At 56.2% G+C, this 17727-nt stretch carries 17 protein-coding genes, 1 tRNA gene and 1 riboswitch; of the genes, 7 read left to right on the top strand and 11 right to left on the bottom strand.

Annotation, left to right across the window (positions count from 1 at the left end; translation table 11 throughout):
* Positions 1-2: 2 nt before the first annotated feature.
* The 6 genes from RAE21_RS07635 to RAE21_RS07615 form a co-directional block, all read right to left on the bottom strand.
* Positions 3-1064 carry a PilW family protein gene (locus tag RAE21_RS07635; protein ID WP_313880856.1) on the bottom strand — a complete coding sequence of 354 codons (1062 nt, stop codon included), beginning with the start codon at positions 1062-1064 and terminating at the stop codon, positions 3-5.
* Positions 1061-1645: a type IV pilus modification protein PilV gene (gene pilV, locus RAE21_RS19340; protein WP_428983998.1), complete on the bottom strand. Its 585-nt coding sequence runs from the start codon at positions 1643-1645 to the stop codon at positions 1061-1063. The genes RAE21_RS07635 and pilV overlap by 4 nt, the downstream gene beginning before the upstream one ends.
* Before the next feature lie 2 nt (positions 1646-1647).
* Positions 1648-2220, bottom strand: a complete 573-nt coding sequence (locus tag RAE21_RS07630) for a GspH/FimT family pseudopilin (protein ID WP_313880855.1) — start codon at positions 2218-2220, stop codon at positions 1648-1650.
* 77 nt (positions 2221-2297) lie between these two features.
* Positions 2298-2747 carry a transcriptional regulator NrdR gene (nrdR, locus tag RAE21_RS07625; RefSeq protein ID WP_313880854.1) on the bottom strand — a complete coding sequence of 150 codons (450 nt, stop codon included), beginning with the start codon at positions 2745-2747 and terminating at the stop codon, positions 2298-2300.
* Between the two features lie 18 nt (positions 2748-2765).
* Entirely contained in the window at positions 2766-4010 is a 1245-nt protein-coding gene (glyA, locus tag RAE21_RS07620) for a serine hydroxymethyltransferase (RefSeq protein WP_313880853.1), read from the bottom strand.
* A gap of 44 nt (positions 4011-4054) precedes the next feature.
* Positions 4055-4184, bottom strand: a riboswitch (ZMP/ZTP riboswitch).
* 35 nt (positions 4185-4219) lie between these two features.
* A complete protein-coding gene (locus tag RAE21_RS07615) occupies positions 4220-5038 on the bottom strand; it encodes a lytic transglycosylase domain-containing protein (RefSeq protein ID WP_313880852.1) in 819 nt (272 codons plus the stop codon).
* Between the two features lie 664 nt (positions 5039-5702).
* On the opposite strand from RAE21_RS07615, the gene RAE21_RS07610 reads away from it, so the two are divergent.
* The gene (locus RAE21_RS07610) at positions 5703-8420 is read left to right on the top strand and encodes a DUF349 domain-containing protein (RefSeq protein WP_313880851.1); all 2718 of its coding nucleotides are present in this window, start codon (positions 5703-5705) and stop codon (positions 8418-8420) included.
* A gap of 62 nt (positions 8421-8482) precedes the next feature.
* Here the strand turns inward: RAE21_RS07610 and RAE21_RS07605 are convergent, their stop codons facing one another.
* Genes RAE21_RS07605 through RAE21_RS07585 form a run of 5 tightly spaced genes read right to left on the bottom strand, consistent with a single transcriptional unit; the run spans position 8483 to position 12759 of the window.
* On the bottom strand, positions 8483-9259 hold the full coding sequence (locus RAE21_RS07605) for a UDP-2,3-diacylglucosamine diphosphatase (RefSeq protein WP_428983997.1): 777 nt from the start codon (positions 9257-9259) through the stop codon (positions 8483-8485).
* Positions 9260-9273: 14 nt separating this feature from the next.
* Entirely contained in the window at positions 9274-9780 is a 507-nt protein-coding gene (locus tag RAE21_RS07600) for a peptidylprolyl isomerase (RefSeq protein ID WP_313875945.1), read from the bottom strand.
* Positions 9781-9783: 3 nt separating this feature from the next.
* Positions 9784-10365 (bottom strand): peptidylprolyl isomerase, encoded by a 582-nt coding sequence (locus RAE21_RS07595; protein ID WP_313880849.1) that lies wholly within the window; start codon positions 10363-10365, stop codon positions 9784-9786.
* Positions 10365-11660, bottom strand: coding sequence for a L,D-transpeptidase family protein (locus RAE21_RS07590; RefSeq protein ID WP_313880848.1), 1296 nt, complete (start codon positions 11658-11660; stop codon positions 10365-10367). Before RAE21_RS07590 ends, RAE21_RS07595 begins: the two co-directional genes overlap by 1 nt.
* A 22-nt stretch (positions 11661-11682) precedes the next feature.
* Positions 11683-12759 (bottom strand): nuclear transport factor 2 family protein, encoded by a 1077-nt coding sequence (locus RAE21_RS07585; protein WP_313880847.1) that lies wholly within the window; start codon positions 12757-12759, stop codon positions 11683-11685.
* Between the two features lie 186 nt (positions 12760-12945).
* Between RAE21_RS07585 and cysS the strand changes: the two genes are divergently transcribed.
* The 6 genes from cysS (at position 12946) to RAE21_RS07555 (ending at position 17713) form a co-directional block, all read left to right on the top strand.
* A complete protein-coding gene (gene cysS / locus RAE21_RS07580; RefSeq protein ID WP_313880845.1) occupies positions 12946-14322 on the top strand; it encodes a cysteine--tRNA ligase in 1377 nt (458 codons plus the stop codon).
* The gene (locus RAE21_RS07575; RefSeq protein WP_313880844.1) at positions 14322-14975 is read left to right on the top strand and encodes a DNA-3-methyladenine glycosylase family protein; all 654 of its coding nucleotides are present in this window, start codon (positions 14322-14324) and stop codon (positions 14973-14975) included. The genes cysS and RAE21_RS07575 overlap by 1 nt, the downstream gene beginning before the upstream one ends.
* A gap of 45 nt (positions 14976-15020) precedes the next feature.
* Positions 15021-15998, top strand: a complete 978-nt coding sequence (locus RAE21_RS07570) for an acetyl-CoA carboxylase carboxyltransferase subunit alpha (protein WP_313875950.1) — start codon at positions 15021-15023, stop codon at positions 15996-15998.
* Between the two features lie 24 nt (positions 15999-16022).
* Complete coding sequence (gene tilS / locus RAE21_RS07565; RefSeq protein ID WP_313880843.1) at positions 16023-16991, top strand: tRNA lysidine(34) synthetase TilS; 969 nt, start codon at positions 16023-16025, stop codon at positions 16989-16991.
* A gap of 104 nt (positions 16992-17095) precedes the next feature.
* A tRNA-Ser gene (locus RAE21_RS07560) sits at positions 17096-17188 on the top strand.
* A 72-nt stretch (positions 17189-17260) separates the two neighbouring features.
* Positions 17261-17713: an HAD domain-containing protein gene (locus tag RAE21_RS07555; RefSeq protein WP_313880841.1), complete on the top strand. Its 453-nt coding sequence runs from the start codon at positions 17261-17263 to the stop codon at positions 17711-17713.
* Positions 17714-17727: the final 14 nt, after the last annotated feature.

Here is a 17727-nt window from a genome sequence, read left to right as displayed (position 1 = left end):
GTTTAGGAAGAAAATGCATAAATTGCATTTTTAACGGCAATGGTGTATGTGAACCGTTTCCAGAGTCTTAGGTCTCCGGCAGCACGATTTATGTTGTTATTGAATGCGCCAGCGTTAGTACGAGTGCAGGTGGGGCGAGTTGGTTGCAACTGCGCTGTACCAATTGCTGCGGGGCCTTTTGTCTGAGGCGTGGCCACAATGATGCAGAGCTCTACTGCACTCACGCCGGGCCAGCCTACTGGATCCGCAGCTACTTGTGTAGCATTAAGAAACTGTGACTTTACTCCGCCCGCACTTACGATGGCGGCCGATCCTGCTTGTGCGATTTGGTACCGTACGACGAATTCCTCAACGCCTCTCGCAATGGGTTGTGTTACCGTATTGCCGGATCCCGAGCAGTAAAGTTCATTGGTATTGTCGCCGGCGTTAAGTTGCATAAAAAATCTGTTTATTACGATGCCGCCTGTCGCTTCGGCCGGAAGTTCCTGTTGTAAGCAGTCACGACCTTCTCCCGTGTTGCCGTTAGATGCAACTAAACTATTTACGGTACTTGAATTGGTACTGCTTGGAATAGCTTGATAGGCAACTTGTAAAGTGTGTTGGGTATTACTCACGGCTGCTGAGCAACCTAATGCAAGGGGAGGTGTTCCTCTAGATAGAGCATTGGGTGTGCTATTCATTGCGCCGTTACATCCAAAAACTGGGAATAGTCCTGGCACAACGCGCTGCAACGGAGTAATTGGTGTGGATATAGTGGTGTTTCTTACAAATGTATTTTGGAAATCAGGGTTATCTAACCTGAAGATTTGGCTTCCGTAAGAATTGCCGCCTGGCGCATCCATCAAATCCACGTATCCTGCTTGGGCAACGTTTGTTCTTATCAAGCTTGACACCATCTTCATAGGGTCATTTACTTCGTTGTAATCCTCTCGCTGGCGCTGGATAGATGTTGAAGTTTGATAAACGGTGCCAATTGCAACCATGATCACTAATCCAATTGAAATACTCACGAGTATCTCAATGAGCGTGAATCCTGATTCCGACTTGAATCGAAAATTAGTCATGGATTCACCGCAAGTGTTAAGCATCGAACTCCGGCTACTCTTGGAGCAGGACAATTGGTGTCCGTGGGAGCCGCGCCGACGTTGTCATCAGAGTCTTTGGGCTTTTCCATCCACATGATGATTAACCGACGCCCGGTAGGGCTGGTTAGTGCCCCGCTAGCGATGGGCTGTATAGCTCCCCGACCGCCCGGTAACTCTTGTTGCAGCGCCTGACGCCATTCTCGCAAATCTCGTTGCGCTGATTGGGCCGCGGTACAGGCGGCCCCTCCAAAGCCGCAAGCGGGGTCAGCGGGGATAGTCGCGGCAGCGGCATAGGCATTATTCGCACGGTAGGCTGACGAGTCATCCGCTTCGGCCAATGCTGATGTGTTTGCCTTGATTCTTTCAGACATCGTTTGGCCTAGATTTGCTGCAGCGTCTCTAAAAACTGATGCTTGGGAGTATCTAATGGAAGTCAGTTGCATTCCTGCAATCCCTAGCAAAGCGAAAGAAACTATTAGCATGGTCACCAATATTTCTACTAGGGTGGCGCCTTGCTGTCTAAATAATGACTTTTGCTTGTTATGGATGACTTTGATCATACTTATTCACAATCATTGTTTGGTAATGAGAGATATTGGTCTTCATTAAAAACTCTAGCGCGTCCGGTACGCGCGATGCATATGTATCTGGTAAGGTTGTCGCGAGGGTCCTGAGCATCTTCCATCACAGTAATTCTCATGCCTGCAAAGTTGCCTATTGGCACACCATTTGGTAGATAAGTAATTGCAGCAGCATTGGCCTTATTGGACGTCATGGTTAGTCGTCTCAAAGGAATATAGTCTGCAATAATGCGGTCACCAGCAACCCATGCTGTCGTCCCGGTTTTTATGATCCAGCCTCCCTCGTAAGCGGAGGTCGCTGTGCATGCAGTGCCTGTCGAGCTTGGGCATAACGTTACTTGCCTGTTTTGTTTAATTGCTTCAGACTTTGTGCGTTGTAGCGCGAATGTCCAGTCATTAACTCCACTGCGAATTTCCGCACTGATAAGGAACTGTTGCAAGTTAGGGACTGCAATTGCCGACACAATCGCAATCAATGCGATAACGACGAGCAATTCGATAATACTGAAACCTTTTTCAGTAAATAGGCCGTAGCCGCTGGGAAAGTTCGTCATGCGGGTCATCCTAGCCTACATTGAACTGTGCGGTGACTTTTGCCGACCAACGTTCGTTTGAGGTGGATGATCGGGTGTTAACGACTCACCTCATCCACCAGCGTCTTGAATTCGTCAATGTCTTCAAAGCTGCGGTAGACGCTGGCAAAGCGCACATAGGCTACCTTGTCCAGTTTCTTGAGTTCGCGCATCACGAGTTCACCGATGCGAGTGCTCTGGACTTCGCGCAGGCCCAGATTCAGGAGTTTTTCTTCGATGCGCTCGATGGCGCTGTCGATCTGCTCGGTACTCACTGGCCTTTTGCGCAGGGCCAGGTTCATCGAGGCCAGTAGTTTGGCGCGCTCGAATTCGATACGACGGCCATCTTTCTTGACGATGGCCGGAAAGTTGACGTCCGGCCGCTCGTAGGTGGTGAACCGTTTGTCGCAGGAGCCGCATTGACGCCTGCGACGGATGAAGTCCCCGTCTTCAGAAATTCGTGTCTCCACCACTTGGGTTTCGGAATGGCTGCAGAAGGGGCACTTCATCGTAAATACTGACCTTGCTTACTTGTAAACCGGGAAGCGTGAGGTCAGGGCATGGACCTTGGCGCGAACGGCAGCAATGTTGGCTTCGTCGCGGGGGTTGTCCAGCACATCGGCAATCAGGTGAGCCGTGGCGCGGGCTTCTTCGTCTTTGAAGCCGCGTGTGGTCATGGCAGGGGTGCCTACCCGGATACCACTGGTCACCATGGGCTTTTCGGGATCGTTGGGAATGGCGTTCTTGTTGATCGTCATGTGGGCAGCGCCCAAGACCGCTTCAGCTTCTTTGCCAGTAATGCCCTTGGAGCGCAGGTCCACCAGCATCACATGGCTTTCAGTACCGCCGCTGACGATACGCAGGCCACGTGCAGTCAAGGTTTCTGCCACGATCTTGGCATTGCGCACCACTTGAGCTTGGTAAGCCTTGAACTCGGGGGTCAGGGCTTCTTTGAAAGCTACAGCCTTGGCGGCAATGACGTGCATCAAAGGGCCACCTTGCAGGCCTGGGAAGATTGCGCTGTTGATGGCCTTCTCGTGCTCTGCCTTCATCAAGATGATGCCACCACGGGGACCGCGCAGGCTCTTGTGAGTGGTGGAGGTCACTACGTCAGCGTAGGGTACTGGGTTGGGGTAAACGCCTGCGGCAATCAGGCCGGCATAGTGGGCCATGTCTACCATGAAGATGGCACCCACGTCTTTTGCCACTTTGGCGAAGCGAGCAAAGTCGATGGCCAAGGAGTAGGCAGATGCGCCGGCAATGATCAGCTTGGGCTTGGTTTCGTGGGCCTTGCGCTCCATGGCTTCGTAGTCAATGGCTTCATTAGCGTCCAAGCCGTAGGACACGACGTTGAACCACTTACCACTCATGTTCAGAGGCATGCCGTGGGTCAAGTGACCGCCTTCAGCCAAGCTCATGCCCATGATGGTGTCGCCAGGCTTCAAGAACGCCAAAAACACAGCTTCGTTGGCTGATGCGCCGCAGTGGGGCTGTACGTTGGCTGCATCCGCGCCAAAGATTTGCTTGATGCGATCGATAGCCAGTTGTTCGGCTACATCGACGTGCTCGCAGCCACCGTAGTAGCGGCGGCCGGGGTAGCCTTCGGCGTATTTGTTGGTCAGCTGGCTGCCTTGGGCGGCCATGACGGCGGGCGAGGCGTAGTTTTCGCTGGCGATCAGCTCGATGTGGTGTTCCTGGCGAGCGTTTTCAGCCAGGATGGAGTTCCAGAGTTCGGGGTCGGCTTGTTCAACAAGAATGTTGCGGTCGTACATGGCAGTCCTTTGAGGAGATCGGGCCTGTGGGTCAATGGTGACAACAGGGCTGCCCAGGCGAACGGCTGATCGCACAAACCGTGAAGGTCGTGCGGCACGCTTCCCAGTGGTGTCCCACGTCAGCAACCGACTTCCTGAGGAAGACGGCGCCTATCGCCAGTCGCGTGCGGGTAAGAGTTTAACCGACTCGGGGCGCCCCCCGCGTCTGGTCAGGAAGGTTGAGTCAACGCCGCCACATTCTCAACGGAGGGTGGAGCGGAGGGTTCAACTACGGGTGTTATTACCGCCGGGTTAGGCTGAATGCTCTGGATAGGTTTGCCGGACACGACACTTTGTAAGCGCGCGTATTCGGCCAAAACTTTGGCTGTATAGCCGCCATCTGATTCCATGTTGCCGGCTCCTACATACAGCTTGAGGCCACCCTCGACCGAGCCAGCGCGGGCTATGCACTCTTTCAAAACCTTGGCACCAACCCGCAAATTGGAAACAGGATCGAACGCTGCCAACTTGCCGCCATAGCCCTCGTATTTTTCGCTGTGTACTTTGGTCATGACCTGCATCAGGCCTTGGGCGCCTACATGGCTTTGTGCGAAGGGGTTGAAGCCTGATTCCACCGCCATGACCGCCAGAATCAAAGTGGGGTCCACCTTGGCTCGTCGACCTGTTTCAAAGGCTTCTGCCACCAGTGCACTCAGGGGTTCCGGTGCAACGCCATACTTTTTGCTTAACCAAAATGCAACTGCTGCCTGTTGTTTGGGCAGTTCTTGGGGGTTGGTGGCTGTTGCACGCTCGATAGCCTCTGGCTCCAAGTTAACGCTGGCTGTTGGCGCGTGGCGGTCTTGGAGCCAGCCCATCAGGCGAACTTCGCTTTCGGTGCGGATTTCGGGGTGTGCAACCAAAGTAATGATTGCGAACATGACGGCTAAGCCAAGAAGTGCAAAACCGTTGTGTGTAATTTCAAAAAAACCTTGGGCGATGTCGTTCGCAACAGTGCGAATGCCTTTGGTGATGCGGGTAGTCGCTGTCATAGCTCTTCCTTCTTTGGCGGGGGTGGCCGGCCAGGTTTGCCAAGTCGGCAAGTCCTTGCAGGTCCCCTCGTTTGGGTTGGTACGCTATCAATATCCTGCGGCGTCGTCTCGACATGTGCAGCGATTTGAATATGCCGGGTTCGGCAGCGGGGCGGGTAATCCCTAGGCGGGATTTGAATTGGGCGGATTCTATGGGTGCTTTATATGCCAAGTCAACCATATCAATCTTATTTGATATGGTTGACAGATTCTAAAAGACCGATTTTTCTCCGTTTTTTGGCTTGGATCTACCTTGGGGCAGGGTACTTGCAATGCAAGTCCAAAGGGTGCAAGAAAGGCTTTGCTTTTTCATCGGGTGTGTTTCTGGCGACCTATGCAGCATCTATATATAGAGCACCCGCCGCTGCAGTGCACTTACCCCAAGGGGAGGTCGGAGTGTCCGAATGATGCCGCCACCCCTTTGCATTTTTGGTCTGCAAAAACTCACGCCTAAGGCACGCTCTTCGGTCAAGAGAGGAGGGGCAAAACATGCTGTCGTCGAGGACTTGCTCCCCGGCTTTTTCGGTTCCTGCGTGCAATGCGCCAAAAACAATGCGGATTGTGTTGAAAACGCAGCGAAAATACGAGGTTGCTTATTTCATACCCACTTTACTCTGAGCTCGCTGTGACGTCGAACCAATCTGCTAAAAACACTGATATCGCCTCTCTGGACCGTCTGACTGGCGGAGCCTTTACCGCTGCCACTGCGGGGGAGCGTGCGTCCCGCATTCGTGACTGGTTGTTGACCCAGCCGGGCCACGAACAGTTGGCCGACGTCTTCAAAGAGCTCAGCGTGAAAGACAAGGGCGCCGCCAAATTGGTGCGAGAAAAGCTCGATGAGGCCCGCCGTGCCAAAGGTCAGGAAGCACTGGGTGCTGAATGGTCTGCCAAAGCGCAAGCCCTGATCGACACCGCCAAACTCAATATTGCAGACGCCCTTGCTTGGCAACGTGATGCCGCCAAAGCGGGTGCACCGTTGAGTAAAGAGCCATTGCTCACCCTGAAGGGGCAGCTTTCTGAGCGTGTAAAAGGGATCGAAGACCTGCAACACCAGGTGCAGGTCCAGCGCGAAGCGGCAGTATTGCTGGCTCAGCGTATTGAAGTGCTGTCCACCAAAGCATTGGCAGATGCTCAAACGGCAGTTGATGCCCTGCGCACCGATGTGCAGCATTGGCAGAGCCAAGCCGAAACCTTGGTATCCAACAGCAACTGGGTAAGTGTGGATGCCAAATTCCCGGCTTTGCTGGATGCGTCCAAAGGCCAGTTGTTGGTGGTGTGGGACGCTTTCCAGGCCGCATTGGCACTCGCCCTGACTGCGGCGCAAGATGCGGCGGCACCTTTGCCTCCAGTGCCGGTGTGGGCCGACGAGATCCGTGCGCTGCGCGGCGTCCCGGCAGAGGTGGCCCCCAAGGTTTCCAAGCCCAAGGTAGATCCCGAGTTGCGCGCACAAGCGCAAGCTGCGGTCAAGGCAGCGTTGGCCACCGTTGAGCAAGAAGTGGGCGAAGGCCATGGCAAAGCCAGCGCCGGTGCCGCTGCAGGCTTGCGCAACGCCCTGAAAGAATTCGGCAAGCTGATTGATGCCAAGCTTGAAAACCACGCCCACGCCGCTTTGTCGGCCGCGGGTGAGTTGGAGGGTTGGCAGCGCTGGCGTGCAGACCAGATCCGTGAGGAGCTCGTGGGCAAGGCTGAAGGCCTGCTCAAGCGCCCTGATGGTCAGGCGATCGGCGGCCGCAAGATGCAAGAAACCTTGCGCAGTCTTCGTGACCAGTGGAAGCAAACCGACCAAGGCGGTGTGCCCAACCATGCGCTTTGGAAGCGTTTTGACGAAGCCTGCAACGAAGCCTACAAAGTGGTGGAGAGCTGGTTGGAGAAGGTCAAGGCGGAGTCTGCCGAGCACCGTGCCCAACGATTAGCACTTATTGACGAGGTGAAGGCATGGGCTGCGGCAAACCGCACCGCATTGGATGACGACTGGAAAGGTTTCAATCGCATCCTGTATCAGTTTTCCGATCGCTGGCGTGAAGCAGGCCATGTGGGCGAAAAAATGTTTGCGGAGCTGCAACCCTTATGGAAAGCTGCTTTTGCAGAAGCCGCGGCTCCACTGGAGGCGGTTCAGGCACAAAGCCTTGCAGCCCGCCAAGCGATGATCGAAGAGGCCAAGCAGCTTGGTGCCATGCCGGTACTGCGGATCGATGCGGTCAAATCCTTGCAGCAACGCTGGCAAGCCCAGGCCCACGCGATCCCGGTCGATCGCCGCCAAGAGCAAAAGCTGTGGGATGCCTTCCGTAAGCCCATTGACGATGCCTTTAATCGCAAAAGTGCTGACCGTGAAAAAGCAGAGGCTGCCTTGGGTGCGCGCGACCGTGCGGTGCTTGATGCAGCCAAGGCGTTGGAAGCTGCTAACGCCTCTGGCGATGCAACCGCCATCCGCGCAGCCATGACAGCGCTCGACGCTGCGCTGCATGGTCAAGCCCAAGCCCAGGCGGATGTGGCCGCGGCAGGCGCCGGTGAACAGGCAGCACAAGGCTTGATTCAACAAGAAAATCCGGTGTCTACCCAGGCGGAATCTGCGTCGGTAGCTATCGAAAGTGTAGCAATCGAAGCAGCTGCTGAAGAGGGTGAGTCCTCGGCCGCCATAGCGCCTGTGGTCGCTCCCAAGCCAGCGCCCAAGCCGGTGGTGGCGGTGCGCGGAGATGACCGTCCCGGTATGAAGAAGGAAACTCCTGCAGATCCCCGCGCGTCCAAATTTGGCGACCGCAAAGATGCAGGGCGCGGTGGGCGTGATGCCGGCAAGCCCGGGTTCGGCGACCGTACGCCTCGTCGCGATGACCGCGCCGGCATGGGCGACCGCAATCGTGCGCCCATGAGCAGCGCGCCACGTTTGGGTGACACCGCTTTCCGTGCGCAACGCGAAGCGATGGAAAACGCCCAATTCGCGCTCAAAAAGCTGGCAGCCCAAGCTCATGGCGAGGCCTTGGTGCAGTTGTTGTCTGCGTGGGAAAAGCGCGATGCTGCGTTGTTGCCTACGGCTCAAGACCTGGGTGGCCGTGCCGCGGGTCAGGCCCGTAATGCATGGGTGAAGGCTGTCAGTGCCTCGGCTGCTGTGAAGTCCGAGGTGGCTTCGCAACACTTGTTGCGCCTGGAAATGGCAGCGGAGGTGCCGACTCCCGCCGAGCATTTGGATGCCCGACGCGGCATGCAGTTGCAACTGTTGACCCGTCGCAATGACCCCGCACCAGCTCAAACCTGGGCTGAAGATACCGCCCAAGTATTGGCAGCAGCGTACGACGCGACACAAGCGCGCCGTTTGCAAAATGTGTTGAAAGTTCTGTTGAAGCGTTAAAGAAGCGGATCCGTGCCGCTCAGCTCTGCGGCACGGAGAGCGCTACGAGCCTGCCTGATTGATCAGCAGGCGTTGTGCGGGGCGAGGCGGGTCCACATGAGCGAGTCCGAGATCGGCTGCAGCTCTAGCCTCAGCACCTCTGCTCTGTCACTAGCTTTCCCCTGGATGTGCCAGTCGCTCAGGACCCAGCGCTGTGTTCCGTGTTCCATTTCGTGGGTCGCAGGCTTGTGCGTGTGGCCGTGGATGAGATAGGTTGCGTCGGCGGACGCGAGCGCCTCTTGCGCTACGGAGTGGTCCACATCTGCGTAGCTGGCCACTTCTTTCTTTTTTTCACTCTGCAATCTGATGTCGCTCGCGATGGCCCTGCGTTCCGGTAGCGGGCGCTTCAGAAAGTTGGCTTGCCAGTCGGCAGACCTTACGGTGCGGCGGAATGCTTGGTAATCCACATCATCCACACACCAAGCATCTCCATGGGTCAACACAATCCGGTGAGATGCGAAAGTCAGCGTAGTAGGGTCGGGCAAGAGCTGAGCTTGTGCCGCAGCAGAGAACGTTTGGCTGAGCAAAAAATCGCGATTACCGACGATGCAATACACCGGTATCCGCGCTGCGGTGCTGCGAATAGTCGATACACAAGCAGACTCAAAACTCTGTGCATCCGTGAGGGTGTCATCGCCCACCCAGACTTCGAACAAATCGCCGAGGATGAAGAGTGCGTCTGCTTTGGTGTCCCGCATATAGCGGGCCCAAACTGCGTGTGTTTGGGGCTCGCTGGAGTGCAGGTGGAGATCCGAGATGAAATCCACCCGCCGCCAGTGGGGCTGTGCAATCAGTTCCACTGGCATTTTTCCATTTACAGCGCCACGGCTTTTTCGATGATCACGTCCTCTTTAGGCACGTCATCATGGAAGCCTTTTTTGCCGGTTTTGACAGCCTTGATTTTGTCAACCACTTCAGAGCCGGCGATCACTTTGCCGAACACAGCGTAGCCCCAGCCTTGCATGCTGGGTGCGGTGTGGTTCAGGAAGCCGTTATCCGCGACGTTAATAAAGAACTGTGCAGTCGCAGAGTGCGGGTCGCCAGTGCGCGCCATAGCCAGGGTGTACGTCGAATTCTTCAAGCCATTGTTGGCTTCATTTTCGATGGGAGCGTCGGTTGGCTTCTGGGCCATTCCCGGCTCCATGCCGCCGCCCTGGATCATGAAGCCCGGAATCACGCGGTGGAAAATCGTGTTGTTGTAGTGGCCTTTGTTCACATACGCCAAAAAGTTGGCGCTGGACTTGGGGGCTTTCTCTTGGTCCAGCTCGATGGTGATAACGCCGTAGCCGGTGATGTGGAGTTCGACTTGAGGATTGCTCATGATTTAAGGGGCCAAAGTGGCCGAGTTGATAACGACAGGGGTTTGTGGCACATCTTGGTACATGCCTGCATTGGTGGTCGGAACACCACGAATTTTGTCAATCACATCCATGCCCTGGACGACTTTGCCGAAAACAGCATAGCCATGGCCATCAGGGCGAGGTGCATTCAGGTTTTGATTGTCCACCACATTGATAAAGAACTGCGCGGTCGCGCTTTGCGGGTTGGCTGTGCGCGCCATCGCGATAGTGCCCCGGTCATTCTTCAAACCGTTGTTGGCTTCCAGGGGGATCGGGTCCCGGGTCGTTTTTTGCTGCATATTGGCCGTAAAGCCGCCGCCTTGCACCATGAAATTGGGGATAACGCGGTGAAAGACAGTGCCGTTGTAATGCTTGTCTTTCACATACCGCAGAAAGTTTTCGACGGTCTTGGGTGACTTGTCTGGATAAACCTCCACCGTGAAATTGCCTTGGGTCGTTTGAAACACGACTTTAGGGGCAACATCCTGCGCCACCGCTGCTTGTTGCAAGAGCAGGGCGGTGCAAACGGTCAGGGCCTTGAGTCCTCGTTGAATCCACACGTGCATCAGAGTATTCCTTCGTAAAAAATTTTCCATTGACCATTCTGGTAGCTCCAGTACTGCCGCTTTGTCCAGCCAATACGGGAGCCTTCGGCCACCTCGCCGAAGGTGGTCACCATGGTTTCGTTGCTATCAATCCAGTGGAGGTAAGAGACATCCTTTAGCTGGATCGTTCTTCCCCTGATTTTTTCCATCTCTCCGCGCAACAAAGGAGTCCATTGCTGGAGCGTTTTCCCGTTGCTGTTGAAGTCCGGGGTGTAGAAACTCAGCACCTGCTGTACATTGCCGCCGGTTTTCGCATTGCGCCAGGCGAGAAGGGCACTTTCAAATCCCTTCGCGGCGTTTTTTGCGTTCACTGCCGGCACCCATTGCAGTTGCGGCGCGATGACGACCGGTGTTGCCCGGATCGCGACTGTTTTGATGATGCGCTCCAAGTCCGGATTTGCAAGGACGATACAGCCATCCGTTGCCAGGGGGGCACGGGCGAACTGGGTGGGCGGGGTTCCATGCAGCCAGATGCCACTGCCGGTTTTCCCGCGTTTCGTATCCAAAACATTCGGATAGTTGATGGGGAGAGCACCGGACCCGTAAAAGTCTTTGAGTGTCTTGGGGTCCAAATTGCTGGTGATGTAGTAGACGCCTAAAGGCGTTCTCTGGTCACCCTCTACGGCTTTGGAGATTCCCGCTTTTCCGACAGAAATGTAATAGTCCGCAATCAGCGTTAAGCCGTTCCCTGCGTTCTCAAACAAATACAGGCGTGACCGGGAGGCGTCGACTGCAATCGCGTGGCGGGTGGTCGGAGCGAGTTGCAGAAACTGCGCAGGAACCATGCCTGTCGGTGGCCGTTCTTTCAGCGCCTTCACCCGCTTGCTGGATTCCTCACGCAGTTCTTTGAGCGCTTCGCTCGCGCTTTTGGCCATCGCAGGCGGAACGTCGCCCAGCGTGGTCACCTGCCGTACCCGTGAAGCCAGCAGGTCGCCGTAGACCAGTTGTGCAAGCTGGAAAGTGGGGAAGTCGGCCGCAAGGCGTTCTGCTTTAAGAAGCGCCGACCGATTTTCACCCCGCCCTATGAGGCCGTAGACCTCAATCAGCCGTGCTTCTGCAGCGCCAGTGTCGTCCTTGGCAGGATTTTTAGAAGCTGGGCTAACTGCCGGCTTTTGGGCCGGAATAGTCTTAACAGGATTTGCCGATGCATCGCCTGGATACAAACCCAGTCCTGCGGCAAACAACGGGAGGGTCCACAGAAAGGCGCGGATATGGGGCACATTGGATTTCAATGTGCGCAAAAGGCTATCGAACACGTTCCGACAGTGCTCCGACGCCTCAGTTGCCAACAGATTCGCGAACAATCAGCCAGCGATCACCAGTTTTGGTGAGCTCCAGAACTTTCCGGCTGGACACTGCCAGCTCGTTGGCTTTGTAATCTTGGCGAAATTTCGCGGTCGCCTTCGAGCCGTTAACAGTGATGTTGAGGTTGCTGACCGTAACCGTGATTTTTGACTTTCCGGTAATGCGTTGGCGACGCTCTTCTTCCCAGGCAGACCGCTTCACACCACCCGGTGTATCGAAGTCCCGTCCGTAGGCTGACAAGTAGCCTTTCATATCGCGGGCAGCCCACGCTTTCGCCCAATTCCGTATAGCAGTTTCGACGTCTTTGCGTGCATCGGTACCTGATGCTGGTTCGGCTTTAGGTTGGGCAGCAGGGGCGGCTGCCGCTGTTGCCGTCTGCGCCGGTGTTGCGTTCGCTGCCGACACAGCGGGGGTTGCGGGCTTGCTGGCTACAGGCTCTGGGGCCGGCTTTGCCGGCGCTGCCACGGGTGGAGGCGCCGCGGGTGCCGGGGTAGACAGTGTTGACGCCGGACGCTGGCCTTTGGATGTAGCCGGATTAAACAGTTCGCGGATCAGAGCGAGCTTTGGCGGCACCGCCGCGTTGTTCGCATCGAGTTGCAATGCTTTCCCGTACGCTTGGCTAGCCAACTTGGCATACACATCCCCCAGGTTCTCGTGGGCCGTGGTGTAGCTGGGGTTGGTGCGGATCGCCATTTCAAGGGCCGTACGCGCTTTGTCAAATTGACTTTGACCGGCGTACAGGACTGCCAAGTTGTTATAGGGCTCCGGGAGCTCAGGATAGTCTTCAGTTAACCGTGTGAAGGTTGCGATCGCCTCGGTGTTTTTGCCGGAATCACGTTGGATCACGCCCTTCAGGAAGCGCATTTGTGGGTCACGGGGCTTGGCTGCAAGATACTGATCCGCCTTGGCCATGGCCTCCGGGAGCTTTCCATTGCGCACCAGTTGCGCAACATCTGTGTAGTCGTCGGCATGGGCTACTCCAAACGACAAGGTAGCGGCCAGTGCAACCCAGCGGATTGCGGAAAAAAGCGGGGATGGGGCTTGCTTCATAGTGCCTTTGAAAACTTGCTCGGTGAGTCACCCTCGGCGCAGGGCTTTATACTGCGGGCATTGTAGCCGAGGGGTTAGCGTGCAGCCCCGAGGACATCCCCCCCAATTTGATTGTTTGCGAGCCCTCTTTGCGTCCTTCTGTGATGTAGCGGGCTCGTTGTTTTTGTGTTCAGGTTTTTGATACCCATGAGTTTGCGCATTTTCAACACGCTTACGCGTTCGTTGCAACCCTTCACTCCTCTTGAGCCCGGTCACGTGCGCATGTATGTCTGTGGCATGACGATCTATGACCTGTGTCATATCGGTCACGCACGGATGATGATGGCTTTTGATGTGGTTCAGCGGTGGCTGAAGGCCAGCGATTTGAAGGTGACGTATGTGCGAAACATCACAGACATCGATGACAAGATCATCAGGCGTGCTCTGGAGCGCGGCATCACGATCCGCCAGTTGACTGATGAAATGATCGAAGCCATGCATGCCGACATCGGCGCGCTGCGCATTGAGGCGCCTACGGTGGAGCCTCGCGCCACTGAATATGTGCCGCAAATGCTGTCACTGATTGGCGAGCTGGAGGCCAAGGGCTTGGCTTACCGCTCGGGCAATGGCGATATGAATTACTCCGTCCGCAAGTTTGAAGGCTACGGAAAGCTGTCCGGCAAGTCTCTGGATGAACTGCGCGCCGGTGAGCGAGTGGCGGTTCAAGACGGAAAAGAAGACCCCTTGGACTTTGTGCTCTGGAAGTCTGCCAAACCCGAAGAGCCACCTGAGGCGAAGTGGGAGAGTACTTTTGGTACAGGCCGACCCGGTTGGCATATTGAATGCTCGGCCATGAGCTGCGCCACGTTGGGCAAGACCTTTGATATTCACGGTGGCGGCGCGGACTTGCAGTTCCCCCACCACGAAAATGAAATTGCGCAAAGCGAAGGCGCCCACGGCCAGCCGCTGGCGCAGTTTTGGATGCACAACGGCTTTGTGCGCGTGGACAACGAAAAGATGAGCAAGTCGCTCGGAAACTTCTTCACCATCCGCGACGTCTTGAAGCAATACGATGCTGAAACCGTTCGCTTTTTCATCGTGCGGGCCCACTACCGTAGTGCCCTGAACTACAGCGACGCGCATTTGGATGATGCCCGCCAGGCACTCAAGCGCCTGTATACCGCACTGACCGTCGCTGCACCGTTGGACATGGCCATTGATTGGGCCAACCCCTTCGCAGCCCGTTTCAAGGCTGCGATGGACGAGGATTTTGGGACCCCTGAAGCCATTGCTGTGCTTTTCGATTTGGCGGGCGAGGTCAACCGCACACGCTCGGTGGAGAGTGCTTCGCTCCTCAAGGCGTTGGGCGGCTGCATCGGCCTGCTGCAAGCGGACGCCAAAGCGTACTTGCAATCCGGAGCAGGGCTGGACGAGGCGACCATTGCGCAGCGAATCGCGGAGCGCGCCGCTGCGAAAGCCGCGAAGGACTTTGCGTTGGCAGACACGATCCGCAAGGAGCTGCTCGCCCAGGGCATTGTGCTGAAGGACTCCGCCGCAGGGACGACTTGGGAGGCGGCAGCGTAATGGCGGTTGCAATTCCTGCGACTGCCGAAGCAGTCATTACCCCCTATTTTTGGGAAGAGGCCTGCAAACACCTGATGAAAAAGGATCGGGTTATGAAGCGCCTGATCCCGCAATTCGGGGATGCGTGCCTCCAAACCCGGGGCGACGCCTTTGTGACCTTGGCGCGCAGCATCATCGGTCAGCAGATTTCGGTGAAAGCTGCCCAAACCGTGTGGGACCGGTTTAGCCTGTTGCCCAAGAAGCTGACGCCCGCCAATGTCTTGAAGCTCAAGGTGGATGACATGCGCGCCGCCGGCCTCAGTGCCCGCAAGGTCGAATATCTGGTGGACCTGGCTTTGCACTTTGACAATGGTGCCTTGCACGTCAAAGATTGGGACAGCATGGACGATGAAGAAATCATCGCAGAGCTGGTATCCATACGCGGTATAGGCCGCTGGACGGCAGAGATGTTCATGATTTTCCACCTCATGCGTCCCAATGTGCTGCCATTGGATGATGCCGGTTTGATCACTGGCATCAGCCAGAACTATTTTTCGGGTGATGTGGTGAGCCGCAGTGATGCACGCGAAGTCGCGGCAGCCTGGGCGCCATATTGCAGTGTTGCAACTTGGTATATTTGGCGGTCTCTCGACCCCTTACCGGTCGCGTACTAACGGGTGGGGCGCTTGGGCGCTCGTACCGCAAGAAGGAGAAAAACGTTGGCAAAAAAGACTTTCCTCGATTTTGAGCAGCCCATTGCGGAGCTCGAAGGCAAGATTGAAGAGTTGCGCTACGTGCAAAACGAGTCCGCGGTCGATATTTCTGCGGAAATCGACCAGCTGAGCAAAAAAAGCCAGCAGCTGACCAAAGACATTTACAGTGACCTGACCCCTTGGCAGATCACCAAAATCGCTCGCCATGCAGAGCGCCCCTATACCCTGGACTATGTGGGCGAAATCTTCACCCACTTCGTGGAGCTCCATGGTGACCGCCATTTCGCGGACGATCTGAGTATCGTGGGTGGCTTGGCCCGGTTCAATGGCACGCCTTGCATGGTGGTCGGCCAGCAAAAAGGGCGTGACACCAAAGAGCGCGGCTTGCGCAACTTCGGGATGAGTAAGCCCGAGGGATACCGCAAAGCTTTGCGCCTCATGAAGCTGGCGGAAAAATTCAAACTCCCGGTCTTCACCTTCGTCGACACACCCGGTGCCTATCCGGGGATTGATGCCGAGGAGCGTGGACAGTCCGAGGCGATCGGCCGCAACATTTTTGAAATGGCGCAGCTCGAAGTCCCGATCATCACGACCATCATCGGCGAGGGCGGTTCAGGCGGTGCACTCGCGATTTCGGTGGCCGACCAGGTCATCATGCTGCAGTACTCGGTGTACTCGGTGATCAGCCCTGAAGGATGCGCCTCGATCCTCTGGAAAACCTCTGAAAAGGCGCAAGAGGCGGCTGACGCATTGGGCATTACGGCCCACCGCCTCAAGGCATTGGGCTTGGTGGACAAAATTGTGAATGAACCAGTAGGCGGCGCTCACCGCGATACCAAGCAGGCAGCCGCTTTCTTGAAGCGGGCGCTGGCCGATGCCTATCGCCAAATCAGTGACTTGAAGGTCAAAGAGCTGCTGGATCGCCGTTACGAGCGTCTCCAGAGCTACGGCCGATTCACCGACACCAAGGCTACTGGGAAGTAAATGCCTGGCCGTGTTGCATGACACATGACACAGTCTCTTGAACACGCAATGCGGGCCTTCGGGCCCGCATTGCCTTTGGGGGTAGCCTATAGCGGAGGCGCAGATTCCACCGCGCTGCTGTTGGCGTGTGTAGCGCGGTGGCCGGGGCAGGTGGTCGCAATTCATGTGAATCATGGCCTGCAGTCTGCAGCGCAACAGTTTGAACAGCATTGCCAAGAAACCTGTGCGCGTCTGGCGGTGCCTTTGCACATTGCGAAGGTGGCCGCCCATCCGGCACTGGGTCAAAGTCCTGAAGATGCAGCCCGCATCGCCCGGTATAAGGCTTTTGAGTCTCTAGCCGGCACCAGGATCGCGGGAGATACTATTCAATCGATAGCGCTGGCTCAACATGCGGATGACCAGGTCGAGACCATGCTGCTGGCGCTGAGCCGCGGGGCGGGCATGGCAGGCCTCAGTGGAATGCCGGCACACTGGCAGCGTGGCGGTTTGCATTTTCACAGGCCGCTGCTTCAGGTCGCCGGCAAGACACTGCGTGAGTGGTTGGCGCAGCAAGGCGAGTCATTTGTAGACGACCCCACCAACGCGGATGTCCGTTACACCCGCAACCACATCCGGGCCCAAGTGATGCCGGCACTGGAAGCGGTGTTTCCGCAGTTTCGCGATACCTTCACCCGCAGTGCGCGACACGCTGCGCAAGCGAACACGCTTTTGGAGGAGCTGGCATCTGAAGACTGGAGCCAGATTGCGCACGCCGAGATGCAATTGCCGCTGATCCGGCCTTTGCAAGCCATATCTGTTGCGCGCCAAGCCAATGTCATTCGCCATTGGCTTAAAACGCTGTATGGCGAGATACCGCAAGCGGCACAGCTGTCCGAGCTGTTGCGTCAGATCAAGGCCTGCACCACCCGAGGCCATCGCATTCATTTGAAGGTCGGCTCTGGCCACGTCCTGCGGCGGGGAAGCATGTTGGTCTGGTTGAAAGAGCTTGAATAGGTCCTTGTGCGCCGATGAAATGTGGCTCTCAGGCAAGCTTTTGTGATGAAGGTACGCGAGTTTGGAAAAAAGCGCCCAGACTCATGCGATAATTCTGGCTGCTAGGAAACGTGACCGAGTGGCCGAAGGTGCTCCCCTGCTAAGGGAGTATGGGGTGTAGAGCCTCATCGAGGGTTCGAATCCCTCCGTTTCCGCCAAAAATGAAAAAAGCCCATGTCAATCATGGGCTTTTTTTTGTCCGAAATTCCGGATGGCAGGAGGTATTCACCATGCGCATTATTTTTCTGGACTTCGATGGCGTACTCCACAAAGCGACAGAGATCGTCGATTGGCCGACCTCCGGGCTCAGCCTGAGTGCGTTTTCAGAACGGTTGCAGCTCTTTTATTGGGTGCCGCATCTGGCCGGGCTCTTGGAAGCGCACTCTGAGGTGCAAATCATCATCCACTCCACCTGGCGCAAACAGTGCTCTGTGGAGCAAATGCAGGTCTTGTTGGGCCCACTGGGCCCCCGTGTGTTGGGAATGACCCACCGTGGATTGTTGCGGGTGGAGTCGATAACTGACGCCATCAAACGCCACGATATTCGGGACTACCTTATCCTGGACGATGACGCAGGCGCCTTTCCCGGGGGCACGACCGGTTTGGTTCTGTGTGACCCACTCACCGGTGTTTCAGATCCTCACACTTTGGCGCGCATCGAAGCCTGGTTGAAACGCGCATAGCGCTTCTCCGGCAG

It is taken from the genome of Rhodoferax potami (genome assembly GCF_032193765.1).
In the GTDB taxonomy this organism is placed as follows: Bacteria; Pseudomonadota; Gammaproteobacteria; order Burkholderiales; family Burkholderiaceae_C; genus Allorhodoferax; species Allorhodoferax potami.
This window is presented reverse-complemented; position numbering and strand designations above follow the sequence as displayed.